This window comes from Citrobacter sp. RHBSTW-00671, from assembly GCF_014103415.1.
Lineage (GTDB): Bacteria > Pseudomonadota > Gammaproteobacteria > Enterobacterales > Enterobacteriaceae > Citrobacter.
On the sequence record NZ_JABXPR010000002.1, the window covers coordinates 144,326 to 157,153 of the forward strand.

Annotated in this window: 14 protein-coding genes and 1 pseudogene; 12 read left to right on the forward strand and 3 right to left on the reverse strand. The window is 56.3% G+C overall.

Going from position 1 to position 12,828, the window contains the following annotated elements; genetic code table 11:
* The first annotated feature begins 239 nt into the window (after positions 1–239).
* The 3 genes from HV261_RS23975 (at position 240) to HV261_RS23985 (ending at position 5,497) form a co-directional block, all read left to right on the forward strand.
* Positions 240–1,325, forward strand: coding sequence for an efflux RND transporter periplasmic adaptor subunit (locus tag HV261_RS23975; RefSeq protein ID WP_016241530.1), 1,086 nt, complete (start codon positions 240–242; stop codon positions 1,323–1,325).
* Positions 1,325–4,381, forward strand: a complete 3,057-nt coding sequence (locus HV261_RS23980) for an efflux RND transporter permease subunit (RefSeq protein ID WP_045270087.1) — start codon at positions 1,325–1,327, stop codon at positions 4,379–4,381. The genes HV261_RS23975 and HV261_RS23980 overlap by 1 nt, the downstream gene beginning before the upstream one ends.
* Before the next feature lie 192 nt (positions 4,382–4,573).
* On the forward strand, positions 4,574–5,497 hold the full coding sequence (locus HV261_RS23985; protein ID WP_024196075.1) for an acyltransferase: 924 nt from the start codon (positions 4,574–4,576) through the stop codon (positions 5,495–5,497).
* Positions 5,498–5,504: 7 nt separating this feature from the next.
* Here HV261_RS23985 and pagP read toward each other — a convergent pair whose 3' ends face one another.
* Entirely contained in the window at positions 5,505–6,080 is a 576-nt protein-coding gene (pagP, locus tag HV261_RS23990; protein WP_045270086.1) for a lipid IV(A) palmitoyltransferase PagP, read from the reverse strand.
* A gap of 48 nt (positions 6,081–6,128) precedes the next feature.
* Entirely contained in the window at positions 6,129–6,584 is a 456-nt protein-coding gene (merR, locus tag HV261_RS23995) for a mercury resistance transcriptional regulator MerR (protein ID WP_001166628.1), read from the reverse strand.
* Positions 6,585–6,655: 71 nt separating this feature from the next.
* Here merR and merT point away from each other — a divergent pair, with 71 nt between their 5' ends.
* The 9 genes and pseudogenes from merT to HV261_RS24040 all read left to right on the forward strand — a co-directional run bounded on the left by merT (position 6,656) and on the right by HV261_RS24040 (position 11,844).
* Positions 6,656–7,006, forward strand: coding sequence for a mercuric ion transporter MerT (merT, locus tag HV261_RS24000; RefSeq protein WP_031623830.1), 351 nt, complete (start codon positions 6,656–6,658; stop codon positions 7,004–7,006).
* Positions 7,007–7,021: 15 nt separating this feature from the next.
* On the forward strand, positions 7,022–7,297 hold the full coding sequence (gene merP, locus HV261_RS24005) for a mercury resistance system periplasmic binding protein MerP (protein WP_000732275.1): 276 nt from the start codon (positions 7,022–7,024) through the stop codon (positions 7,295–7,297).
* Positions 7,298–7,324: 27 nt separating this feature from the next.
* Positions 7,325–7,750, forward strand: coding sequence for an organomercurial transporter MerC (gene merC, locus HV261_RS24010; RefSeq protein WP_000522996.1), 426 nt, complete (start codon positions 7,325–7,327; stop codon positions 7,748–7,750).
* Between the two features lie 38 nt (positions 7,751–7,788).
* A complete protein-coding gene (merA, locus tag HV261_RS24015) occupies positions 7,789–9,474 on the forward strand; it encodes a mercury(II) reductase (RefSeq protein WP_000209296.1) in 1,686 nt (561 codons plus the stop codon).
* Between the two features lie 17 nt (positions 9,475–9,491).
* A complete protein-coding gene (gene merD, locus HV261_RS24020) occupies positions 9,492–9,857 on the forward strand; it encodes a mercury resistance co-regulator MerD (protein WP_001277466.1) in 366 nt (121 codons plus the stop codon).
* Positions 9,854–10,090 (forward strand): broad-spectrum mercury transporter MerE, encoded by a 237-nt coding sequence (gene merE / locus HV261_RS24025; protein ID WP_001087807.1) that lies wholly within the window; start codon positions 9,854–9,856, stop codon positions 10,088–10,090. The genes merD and merE overlap by 4 nt, the downstream gene beginning before the upstream one ends.
* Positions 10,091–10,140: 50 nt before the next feature.
* Positions 10,141–10,368 (forward strand): annotated as a pseudogene (locus HV261_RS24030) (DUF3330 domain-containing protein); the annotation flags it as partial.
* Positions 10,369–10,497: 129 nt separating this feature from the next.
* Positions 10,498–11,055 carry a recombinase family protein gene (locus tag HV261_RS24035; protein ID WP_001162010.1) on the forward strand — a complete coding sequence of 186 codons (558 nt, stop codon included), beginning with the start codon at positions 10,498–10,500 and terminating at the stop codon, positions 11,053–11,055.
* Between the two features lie 84 nt (positions 11,056–11,139).
* Positions 11,140–11,844 carry an IS6-like element IS26 family transposase gene (locus HV261_RS24040; protein WP_001067855.1) on the forward strand — a complete coding sequence of 235 codons (705 nt, stop codon included), beginning with the start codon at positions 11,140–11,142 and terminating at the stop codon, positions 11,842–11,844.
* Positions 11,845–12,164: 320 nt separating this feature from the next.
* Here HV261_RS24040 and HV261_RS24045 read toward each other — a convergent pair whose 3' ends face one another.
* Positions 12,165–12,665, reverse strand: a complete 501-nt coding sequence (locus HV261_RS24045) for a non-heme ferritin-like protein (protein ID WP_001752509.1) — start codon at positions 12,663–12,665, stop codon at positions 12,165–12,167.
* Positions 12,666–12,828: the final 163 nt, after the last annotated feature.

Sequence of the window (12,828 nt, forward strand, 5' to 3'; positions counted from 1 at the left end):
CCTCTAAAAACCATTCAACAATTATGTAGATAAGAATCTACTTAGCACAAGGTTGATACCAGAGGAGGAGCAATGTTCGGCTACAGCCTGTTTCGCCTGAGCCTGTTTATTGCCCTGGCAATAATCGCCTGTACGGCTTCCGGGTTATTTACCTATTTAGTGGTCTCAGCGCTGGCTGAATAAAGCCGGCATTTGTGAAAAATATGTAAAATAAAACCTTTAGCACCGAGGGGAATACAGTGAACCGTTATTTTTCTCTCATTCCCGTTGTTATTTTAATAACAACGGCTTGCGATCAGAAAGCACCGCAAGTTACCCCGCTGCCGCGGATGGTAAAAGTTGCGGATGTCGTCGCCATTGGTGATTCACAGCAGCGCATTTTTCCTGCCCGTATTGAATCCGGGGATTCTACCGATCTGTCGTTCAAACGCGGCGGACAGATTGAATCCCTTGATGTGCGTCAGGGAGCCAGTATCTCTCAGGGGCAAGCGCTCGCCCGGCTCAACGCCCGGGAAGCGCAGCAACGCGTCAACGAACGGCAGACCGCAGCAACCCTCGCTCAGCGGCAGTTCGACCGCTTCCAGACGCTGGCCGGTCGCCAGGCCATTTCAAAAGCGGAAATGGATATCCAGCGGGCCAACCGTGATTCCGCCAACGCTGCGCTAAAAATCGCCCGCGAAGAGCTAAGTCAAATGACGCTCACCGCGCCGTTTAGCGGTATTGCCGCCAGCGTCCCGATCCGTAATCACCAGGTTGTCGCCGCCGGACAGCCGATCGTCACCCTGACGCGAACCGATCTGCTCGACGTGGTGTTCAGCATTCCGGAGAATCTTTTTACGACTATTGATATCCGCAATGCGCAGTATCGTCCGGTGGTGAAAATCAACTCTATGCCGGACCGTCAGTTCACCGCCGAATATAAAGAACATACCGGTAGCAGCGACAGCAACACTCTGACCTGGCAGATCATTTTAACCATGCCGCGCCCGGCCGATTTTCCGTCAGTGGGCGGCGTGAGTGGGACCGTGACGGTCAATCTGGCAAACCTGCCCGCCAGCGCGGGCGATAAAGCCGTCGTGGTGCCGGTTGAAGCGGTATTTAATCCGGATAATCGCCAGCGCAATGAGCCCCACGTCTGGGTAGTTAAAGGCGAAGGCGAACAGCTACAGCTTGAGGACAGAAAAGTTGGCGTCGGCCAGGTCACCTCTCAGGGAGTGGTCATTACCGAAGGGCTTAGCGTCGGCGAGCGCGTCGTGGCGGCAGGCGTCAGTGAACTGCATGCGCAGCAACCGGTTCGAATCTGGACGCGTGAACGAGGTTTGTAATGGATATCTCTCGTCAGTTTATTAACAACCCGATTCGCGTCTGGCTGACTATTTTACTGCTGGGCATCGGGGGTATTTTCGCCCTGCTGAATATCGGTCGCCTGGAAGACCCGGCGTTTACCATCAAGACCGCCGTGGTCATCACCCACTATCCGGGAGCCTCGGCGCAGCAGGTTGAGGAAGAAGTCACCCTGCCGCTGGAGAACGCGCTGCAACAGCTGCCCTATCTGGACAACGTCAGCTCAATTTCCTCCAATGGTCTGTCGCAAATCACCGTCAATATCGCCTCGAATTATCACTCCAGCGAGCTGCCGCAAATCTGGGATGAGCTGCGCCGTCGGGTAGGAGACGCCGCCCGGATGTTCCCGCCCGGCGTGGCCTCCCCCTTTGTGAACGACGATTTTGGCGATGTCTTTGGCTTCTTCTTTGCTATCTCCGGCGAGAGCTTTACCAACCCTGAGCTGGTCCGCTACGCCGAGCAGCTCAGGCGCGAACTGGTGCTGGTTCCCGGCGTTGGCAAAGTCGCTATCGGCGGTGCGATCCCACAACAAATCAATATCGATATCTCGCTGGCAAAAATGACCGCCCGCGGTATCACGCTCAACCAACTGGCGGCAATCCTCAGTCGCTTGAACGTAGTGTCTAACGCCGGTGAGATTAAATCCGGCAGCGAGTCAATTCGCCTGCATCCAACGGGGGAGTTTGAAAATCTCGACGAGCTGGGCGATTTGTTAATCAGCCCGCACGGCTCAGGTTCAGCGACGCGATTGCGCGATATTGCCACGCTATCGCGCGGACTCAGCGAATCTCCTTCCAGCATTTATCACGCTAATGGCCGCCAGGCGGTCACTATGGGGGTGTCGTTTATTCCCGGCGTCAACGTCATTGACGTTGGTCGCGCGCTGGAAAGCAAACTGGATCAGATGTCGGCGGAAAAACCGGCAGGGATCAAAATTGACCTGTTCTACGACCAGGCTGCAGAAGTGGCTCACTCGGTGAACGGCTTTATCACTAACTTCCTGATGGCACTGGCCATTGTCGTCGGCGTGCTGCTGATCTTTATGGGCGTGCGCAGCGGTATCATTATTGCCCTGTCGTTAGCGCTTAACGTGCTCGGTACGCTGCTGATTATGTATCTGTGGGGCATCGAGCTACAGCGTATCTCGCTGGGGGCGCTGATTATCGCCCTGAGTATGCTGGTCGATAATGCCATCGTCATCGTCGAAGGGGTACTCATTGCCCGCCAGCAGGGGTCGACGCTGCTCACGGCGATTAATTATGTGATTCGCCGCTCGGCGCTGCCGCTGCTGGGGGCGACGGTGATTGCTATTCTCGCCTTTGCGCCGATTGGCCTGTCGCAGGACTCCACCGGAGAATACTGCAAATCACTGCTCCAGGTGCTGCTGATTTCACTCATGCTGAGCTGGTTCTCAGCGTTAACCATCACGCCAGTACTGATTAAATGGTGGCTGTTCAAAGGGCAACAGCCGCCTGCTGAAACCTCGGATACCGACCCCTACAGCGGGCGCTTTTATCGCATTTATCAGCAGATTCTGCACACCCTACTGATGCGCAAAGCGATCACCCTGACCGTCATGGCGGCGCTGCTGGCAGCTTCAATATGGGGATTCGGCTCGGTGCGGCAGAACTTTTTCCCCTCATCGAACACGCCTATCTTCTTTGTTGACCTCTGGCTTCCCTATGGCACTGATATTGCGACAACCGAAAAGATGGCCAGCGATATTGAAACCTCGATTAACGGCCAGCCGGGCGTTGTCACCACCATCGCCACCGTTGGTCAGGGCAGTATGCGTTTTATCCTCACCTACAGCGGGCAACGGCAATACAGCAACTACGCGCAGATCATGGTACGCATGGACGACCAGCGCAGTATTAACGCTCTGACGCAGCATGTTGACAGCTATATTGCGCGCAACTATCCGCAGGTTAATGCCAGCAGCAAACGCGTGATGTTCGGCCCTTCCGGCGATAGCGCCATTGAAGTGCGCATCAAAGGCCCGGATCCCGACCGCCTGCGCCTGCTCGCCAGCCAGGTGGGCGATATTCTCTCCGCAGACCCGGCCACCGACGGCGTGCGCAACGACTGGCAGAACCGCAGCAAGGTTATCCGCCCACAATATTCCGCCAGCTTAGGCCGCGAACTGGGAGTAGATAAACAGGATATCGATAACGCGCTGGAGATGAATTTCTCTGGTAGCCGTGCGGGACTCTATCGCGAAGGGGCTGACCTGCTGCCGGTGGTGGTTCGCCCACCAGCCGCCGAGCGCCAGGATGCTAACCACCTGAATAATGTGCTGGTCTGGAGCCAAAACCGCCAGCAGTATATCCCGCTCAGTAACGTGGTCAGCGGCTTTAATCTCGAGTGGGAAGATCCTTTGATCCTGCGCCGCGACCGCAGCCGCGTACTGACCGTGCAGACCGACCCCGATCCGCTGAGCAATCAAACCTCAGGCGATATTCTGGCGCGCGTGAAGCCGCAAATCGATGCCCTCGCCCTACCGCACGGCTACAGTATTGAGTGGGGCGGCGACGCGGAGAATTCCCGCGAAGCGCAGCAGGGGTTGTTCACCACCCTGCCGCTGGGTTACCTGGTGATGTTTGTTATCACTGTGCTGATGTTCAGCTCGCTGAAAAACGCGATCGCTATCTGGCTGACGGTGCCGCTGGCGCTGATTGGCGTAACGCCAGGCTTTTTGATTACCGGTATTCCTTTTGGCTTTATGGCATTGATAGGCTTGCTTAGCCTGAGCGGGATGTTGATTCGTAACGGCATCGTGCTGGTTGAGGAAATTGAGCAGCAGAAGCAGGAAAAAGCGCAGCAGGAAGCCATTATTTATGCCGCCACCTCGCGTCTGCGCCCTATTCTGCTGACCGCCTTCACCACCGTTCTCGGTCTGGCCCCTTTATTATTGGATGTCTTCTTCCAGAGTATGGCGGTAGTTATTATGTTTGGTCTGGGTTTTGCTACTATTCTGACGCTGCTGGTTCTGCCAGTGATTTACGCCTGTTTCCATAATAAGAGCCTATCCCAGTAGGCGTATATTGTTGCAGCCAGTTTGGGCACGGACAGCGCGCAACAACCGAAGCGTACACGCAGTACGTGAGGCTTGTGAGCACTGCCCAGGACCAAAATGGCAAATAAAATAGCCTAATGGGATAGGCTCTAAGGATATGAAGCCACAATAATGAACAGTACCGGATTAAATATTATTAAAACGCTGGGATGCATGACGGCGGTGACCTTCTTCACCATTTATAACACCCGGGATCACTATGATTACGACTATCACTGGATCCTCGGTTTTCTGACGTTTATTTCGACCATAGCCACGCCGCTGTTTTTTGTGGTGGCGGGCTATCTGGATTCGCAGTCACGGCACGATGCGCAGTGGCAAATGGGTAAAATCAAAAGCGTAGTTATCGTCTTCCTGTTCTGGATGACAGTGTACTATCTCTGGGAACCCTACCAGCGCGGTTATCTTATCCAGCCGTGGTTTGTTTTTGCCTTTATTGTGATTTACACCTTTCATCCGCTTATCGAGTGGCTCAGCCAGCGACGCAAGCTATTTTTCGGCGTGGTATTTGCGCTGCTGTTGCTCTCATATGGCTACGATCTGCTGTCCGCGCTGTATCCTGATGTTCATGCGCTGAGCCTGGCCCCGCAGTACCGTTTGTGGACCTGGCTGCTGTTTTACCTGACCGGCCAGCTGTTCAGCGATCCGCTGGTCGCCAGTTGGCTGACCCGCGAGAGAGTGGTGAAAGGCGCGATGATCGCCATTCCGTTTATTTATCTCTTCACCTGGTTTTACGAGCGCCATTTCTTCTTCGCCCTGTTTAAGGCTGACAGAAATGCGTTCATTCTTACCGGATCACAAATTTATATTTTGGTGGTGGCGCTGGTGATTGCCGCCAACGGCGTGCGGTTTCGTAAAAACAGCGAGTTTAAAGAGACCATTCTGGCGACTATCAGCAAAACGATGACCGGCGTCTATATTCTTCACTACTCCGTTTTTCATCTGCTGACCGCGCTTATCCCAATTAGCTCGCTGGGAACCAAGTTAATGCTGATTGTCCTGACGTTCATCGCCTCGGTGTTAATTTCAATGCTAGCGCTGTCCAATTCGCTGGTGAAAAAGGTGATTACGATTTGATGCCCTCTTAAAAACCGTAGCGCAGCCACGCAAACAGCACGTTGCCGTTATTGTAGGTGCCGGGAATATAGGTGAACTGCACGCTCAGGCGGCGATAGCTGGCGGAAAAGAGCGGCAAAATAATCGGTAGCGGTACGTAGTTGGCGAAGTCTTCTCGGGCGGTGATCCCGGCGGTCACCCCAAGCCCCAGGCGAAAATCGCGACTACTGTCCAGATACCAGCCCTTCTCCCAGCCGTAGCCGATAATCGGCTGCCACTCGTTGTGCGAATCCTTAAACATCATCGCGTAGAGTGAGCTCCAGTTACCTTCTTCGTTATATCTTGAGACACCAAATCCCCCGCCCCACGGCATCTCATTGTAGTTATCGGTTTTCTCTTTATCGTACATAAAGCGGTTGTGCCAGCTGAGAAATGGCAGATACAGGTCGTAGTTTTGCGGCTGATTCCAGGTTTGCGAGACATCGTCTTTTAGCCAGTTCCACCAGCCGCTGACGCGTTGTTCGCCATAAACCTTTGTTTCCGCCTGTACCGCAAAGGCGAAAATAAACAGAGTTCCCCACACTATCCGCAGACAACGTCGCATTGTTTTATCCTTAAAGGGGTCGTCTCAGAATTCGGAAAATAAAGCACGCTAAGGCGTAGTCACCCCGTGACTCCCCCGCGCCGATGCAGCGAGCTTCGTTCCGTCTTGCAGTGACGCAATCAGCGGGCAGGAAACGTTCCCTTTCCGCGCATGGCAGGCGCACACCAGTTCAGACAGCACGGCCTCCATGCGTGCCAAGTCGGCCATCTTCTCGCGCACATCCTTGAGCTTGTGCTCGGCCAGGCCGCTGGCTTCCTCGCAATGGGTGCCATCCTCCAGCCGCAGTAGCTCGGCGATTTCGTCCAGGCTAAAGCCCAGCCGCTGGGCCGATTTCACGAACCGCACTCGTGTTACATCCGCCTCGCCATAGCGGCGAATGCTGCCATAGGGCTTGTCTGGCTCCGGCAGCAGGCCCTTGCGCTGGTAGAACCGGATGGTCTCCACATTGACCCCGGCCGCCTTGGCAAAAACGCCAATGGTCAGATTCTCAAAATTAATTTGCATATCGCTTGACTCCGTACATAACTACGGAAGTAAGCTTAAGCTATCCAAACCAAATTTGAAAGGACAAGCGTATGTCTGAACCACAAAACGGGCGCGGCGCGCTCTTCGCCGGTGGGCTGGCCGCCATTCTTGCGTCGGCCTGCTGCCTGGGGCCGCTGGTTTTGATCGCCTTGGGGTTCAGCGGGGCATGGATCGGCAACCTGACGGTGCTGGAACCCTATCGCCCGATCTTCATCGGCGCAGCGCTGGTCGCGCTGTTTTTCGCCTGGCGGCGCATCTACCGCCCGGCGCAAGCCTGCAAACCGGGTGAGGTCTGCGCGATTCCCCAAGTGCGAGCTACTTACAAGCTCATTTTCTGGATCGTGGCCGCGCTGGTCCTGGTCTCGCTCGGATTTCCCTACGTCATGCCATTTTTCTATTAATCACAGGAGTTCATCATGAAAAAACTGTTTGCCGCCCTCGCCCTCGCTGCCGTTGTTGCCCCCGTGTGGGCCGCCACCCAGACCGTCACGCTGTCCGTGCCTGGCATGACCTGCGCCTCTTGCCCGATCACTGTCAAGCACGCGCTTTCCAAGGTTGAGGGCGTGAGCAAGACCGACGTAAGTTTCGACAAGCGCCAGGCCGTCGTCACCTTCGACGATGCCAAGACCAACGTCCAGAAGTTGACCAAGGCGACCGAGGACGCGGGCTATCCGTCCAGCCTCAAACGCTGATCCGTTAACCGAACTCGGGAGCGACACATGGGACTCATCACGCGCATCGCTGGCAAAACCGGCGCGCTCGGCAGCGTCGTTTCCGCGATGGGCTGCGCCGCCTGTTTTCCTGCCATCGCCAGCTTTGGCGCGGCCATCGGACTGGGCTTCTTGAGCCAGTACGAGGGGCTATTCATTGGCATCCTGCTGCCGATGTTCGCCGGCATCGCGTTACTCGCCAATGCTATCGCTTGGCTCAATCATCGACAGTGGCGACGCACGGCGCTCGGCACGATAGGCCCGATCTTGGTGCTGGCAGCGGTGTTTTTAATGCGGGCTTACGGCTGGCAGAGCGGTGGACTGCTCTATGTCGGCCTGGCCTTGATGGTTGGGGTGTCGGTCTGGGATTTCATCTCGCCAGCACATCGCCGCTGCGGGCCGGACAGCTGTGAATTGCCAGAACAACGTGGCTGACGGCAACAGCCGTAGCCACCACAGAAAAGGAAAAATACATGACCACCCTGAAAATCACCGGGATGACCTGCGACTCGTGCGCGGCTCACGTCAAGGAAGCCTTGGAGAAAGTGCCCGGCGTGCAATCGGCGCTGGTGTCCTATCCGAAGGGCACAGCGCAACTCGCCATTGAGGCGGGCACGTCATCGGATGCGCTGACTACCGCCGTGGCCGGACTGGGCTACGAGGCAACGCTTGCCGATGCGCCACCGACGGACAACCGCGCCGGCCTGCTCGACAAGATGCGCGGCTGGATAGGGGCCGCTGATAAGCCCAGTGGCAACGAACGCCCGTTGCAGGTCGTCGTCATTGGTAGCGGTGGAGCCGCGATGGCGGCAGCACTGAAGGCCGTCGAGCAAGGCGCGCAGGTCACGCTGATTGAGCGCGGCACCATCGGCGGCACCTGCGTCAACGTCGGTTGTGTGCCGTCCAAGATCATGATCCGCGCCGCCCACATCGCCCATCTGCGCCGGGAAAGCCCATTCGACGGCGGCATGCCACCCACACCGCCGACGATCTTGCGCGAGCGGCTGCTGGCCCAGCAGCAGGCCCGTGTCGAAGAACTCCGTCATGCCAAGTACGAAGGCATCCTGGACGGCAATTCAGCCATCACCGTTCTGCACGGTGAAGCGCGTTTCAAGGACGACCAGAGCCTTATCGTTAGTTTGAACGAGGGTGGCGAGCGCGTCGTGATGTTCGACCGCTGCCTGGTCGCCACGGGTGCCAGCCCGGCGGTCCCGCCGATTCCGGGCTTGAAAGAGTCACCCTACTGGACTTCCACCGAGGCCCTGGCGAGCGACACCATTCCCGAACGCCTTGCCGTAATCGGCTCGTCGGTGGTGGCGCTGGAGCTGGCGCAAGCCTTTGCCCGGCTGGGCAGCAAGGTCACGGCCCTGGCGCGCAATACCTTGTTCTTCCGTGAAGACCCGGCCATCGGCGAGGCGGTGACAGCCGCTTTCCGTGCCGAGGGCATCGAGGTGCTGGAGCACACGCAAGCCAGCCAGGTCGCCCATATGGACGGTGAATTCGTGCTGACCACCACGCACGGTGAATTGCGCGCCGACAAGCTGCTGGTCGCCACCGGCCGGACACCGAACACGCGCAGCCTGGCATTGGAAGCGGCGGGGGTAGCCGTCAATGCGCAGGGGGCCATCGTCATCGACAAGGGCATGCGCACCAGTAGCCCGAACATCTACGCGGCCGGCGACTGCACCGACCAGCCGCAGTTCGTCTATGTGGCGGCAGCGGCCGGCACTCGTGCGGCGATCAACATGACTGGCGGCGATGCGGCCCTGGACCTGACCGCAATGCCGGCCGTGGTGTTCACCGACCCGCAGGTCGCCACCGTGGGCTACAGCGAGGCGGAAGCACATCACGACGGGATCGAGACCGACAGTCGCCTGCTAACACTGGATAACGTGCCGCGTGCGCTTGCCAACTTCGACACACGCGGCTTCATCAAGCTGGTCATCGAGGAAGGTAGCGGACGGCTCATCGGCGTGCAAGCGGTGGCCCCGGAAGCGGGTGAACTGATCCAGACGGCGGTGCTCGCCATTCGCAACCGTATGACCGTGCAGGAACTGGCCGACCAATTGTTCCCCTACCTGACCATGGTCGAAGGGCTGAAGCTCGCGGCGCAGACCTTCAGCAAGGACGTGAAGCAGCTTTCGTGCTGCGCCGGATGAGGAAAAGGAGGTGTTCAATGAGCGCCTACACAGTGTCCCGGCTGGCCCTTGATGCCGGGGTGAGCGTGCATATCGTGCGCGACTACCTGCTGCGCGGATTGCTACGGCCGGTCGCGTACACCACGGGCGGCTACGGCTTGTTCGATGACACCGCGTTGCAACGGCTGCGCTTTGTACGGGCTGCCTTCGAAGCGGGTATCGGCCTGGACGCACTGGCGCGGCTGTGCCGGGCGCTGGATGCTGCGGACGGTGACGGTGCGTCTGCGCAGCTTGCCGTGTTGCGGCAACTCGTCGAGCGTCGGCGCGAGGCCCTGGCCAGCCTCGAAATGCAACTGGCCGCCATGCCAACCGAACCGGCACAGCACGCGGAGAGTCTGCCATGAACAGCCCAGAGCACTTGCCGTCTGAGACGCACAAACCGATCACCGGCTACTTGTGGGGCGCGCTGGCCGTGCTCACCTGTCCCTGCCATTTGCCGATTCTCGCCATTGTGCTAGCCGGCACGACGGCCGGCGCGTTCATCGGGGAGCACTGGGGTATTGCAGCCCTCACGCTGACCGGCTTGTTTGTCCTGTCTGTGACGCGGCTGCTGCGGGCCTTCAAGGGAAGATCATGACCGCTTCCCAGCCAGCCGAGAGTGGGCAGCTTTGAGCTTCGCTACCAATCTGGAGGAGTACCACCATGAACGCAAACGCCCCGAACACTGCCAGTTGCACCACCTGCTGCGTATGCTGCAAAGAAATTCCGCTCGATGCCGCCTTCACCCCGGAAGGCGCGGAATACGTCGAACATTTCTGCGGGCTGGATTGCTATGAACGCTTCCAGGCACGCGCCAAGGCCGCGACAGAATCTGACATTGCACCTGTCCCTGGCGGTTCGCAGCCGTCAGATTGAGGCATACCCTAACCTGATGTCAGATGTTGAGCACAAACAACGTCAGAGTAGGGTATTAATTTATATTTATTGACACATTCAGCCAAGGGTAATAGATTTCATCCTGACATTTTTACCTTTGGAGGCATCTTGCAAGGTCAACGTATCGGCTACGTTCGCGTCAGCAGCTTCGACCAGAATCCTGATCGACAACTGGAACAAATAGAAGTCGGCAAGGTATTCACCGATAAGGCTTCAGGCAAGGACACACAACGTCCCGAACTTGAAAGGCTGCTGGCCTTCGTCCGCGAGGGCGACACCGTGGTGGTGCATAGCATGGACAGGTTGGCACGCAACCTTGATGACCTGCGCCGCATCGTCCAAGGGCTGACACAACGGGGCGTGCGCATGGAGTTCGTCAAAGAAGGGCTAACGTTCACCGGCGAGGACTCACCGATGGCCAATCTGATGCTGTCGGTCATGGGAGCCTTTGCTGAGTTCGAGCGCGCTCTGATCCGCGAACGTCAGCGCGAGGGAATCGTGCTGGCTAAGCAGCGCGGGGCCTACCGGGGACGAAAGAAATCGCTGAACAGCGAACAAATTGCCGAGTTGAAACGGCGAGTTGCGGCAGGCGACCAGAAAACCTTGGTGGCCCGTGACTTCGGCATCAGCCGCGAAACCTTGTACCAGTACCTGCGGGAAGACTGACCATGCCACGCCGCTCAATCCGGCACTGTTGCAAATAGTCGGTGGTGATAAACTTATCATCCCCTTTTGCTGATGGAGCTGCACATGAACCCATTCAAAGGCCGGCATTTTCAGCGTGACATCATTCTGTGGGCCGTACGCTGGTACTGCAAATACGGCATCAGTTACCGTGAGCTGCAGGAGATGCTGGCTGAACGCGGAGTGAATGTCGATCACTCCACGATTTACCGCTGGGTTCAGCGTTATGCGCCTGAAATGGAAAAACGGCTGCGCTGGTACTGGCGTAACCCTTCCGATCTTTGCCCGTGGCACATGGATGAAACCTACGTGAAGGTCAATGGCCGCTGGGCGTATCTGTACCGGGCCGTCGACAGCCGGGGCCGCACTGTCGATTTTTATCTCTCCTCCCGTCGTAACAGCAAAGCTGCATACCGGTTTCTGGGTAAAATCCTCAACAACGTGAAGAAGTGGCAGATCCCGCGATTCATCAACACGGATAAAGCGCCCGCCTATGGTCGCGCGCTTGCTCTGCTCAAACGCGAAGGCCGGTGCCCGTCTGACGTTGAACACCGACAGATTAAGTACCGGAACAACGTGATTGAATGCGATCATGGCAAACTGAAACGGATAATCGGCGCCACGCTGGGATTTAAATCCATGAAGACGGCTTACGCCACCATCAAAGGTATTGAGGTGATGCGTGCACTACGCAAAGGCCAGGCCTCAGCATTTTATTATGGTGATCCCCTGGGCGAAATGCGCCTGGTAAGCAGAGTTTTTGAAATGTAAGGCCTTTGAATAAGACAAAAGGCTGCCTCATCGCTAACTTTGCAACAGTGCCTGATTCGATGTGTTTGCGGGAAAAAAATCGGCCCAGATCCGCGAAATTTTAATCAGCGAGTCAGCTTGGGAAGAAATGACCTGCTTATTCGCACCTTCCTTAATATAAAGACACAAGCAGAGACATTTTTGGCACGATATAAAAACGCTAAGTTAAAAAATCACTATGACGTGTTGGGTATCAAATGTTCACTGGCATAAACCTCTGTTTCTGATGTAAAACAGATTTTCTGAGGAGGCGTAAAACCTCCTCGTACTGCGAAATTGATTTAGTGATAGCGATCGATCACGCCAACCAGATAGTGGTCGGTTTGCTGCATGTTGATGCCCGCTTTTTTAGCGCTGCGGACTTCATCCAGAATGATTTGCAACAGCGTCCCGTCCACGATTTCCTCTTTTCTGTATCGCTTCAGGAAGTTAATCGCTGACTTATCGTTTGCTGCCTGGGCGTCTTCCGTCAAAGAGGTCAGCGCATTAATGCGCTTCTGGTAATCGCTTACCGTCTGCTCAAACAGATCTTCCAGCGTGGAAAATTCACCGCACCGGGCGTGTTGCTCCTGTAACACCGGCGTGGCGCCGCTCTGTTTGATGTATTCGTACATGCGCATCATTTGCGTCACCGTATTTTGCGCCTGATGACGCAAAAATAGTGCGGTGCCATTAAGGCTATTCTCGCTGCACCTCTGGCTGAGCTGAAGATACAAATTTGAGGTATAAAACTCCTGATTCATTTGCGCATTCAGTTTTTGAACTATTCCGCTAGCGATCATAGGACTTCCTTATTTCTTGTCATCTCAGAAAACGGTCACTCTTCGAAAAAACAACCAGAATAAAAGCGATTCTTTCGCTTTTTTTATTGCGCCTGGTTACGCAGTCATATTCATTTTAAGTCGGGATGCTCCTTATTTAAATATCCAACCCTACTATCGCATT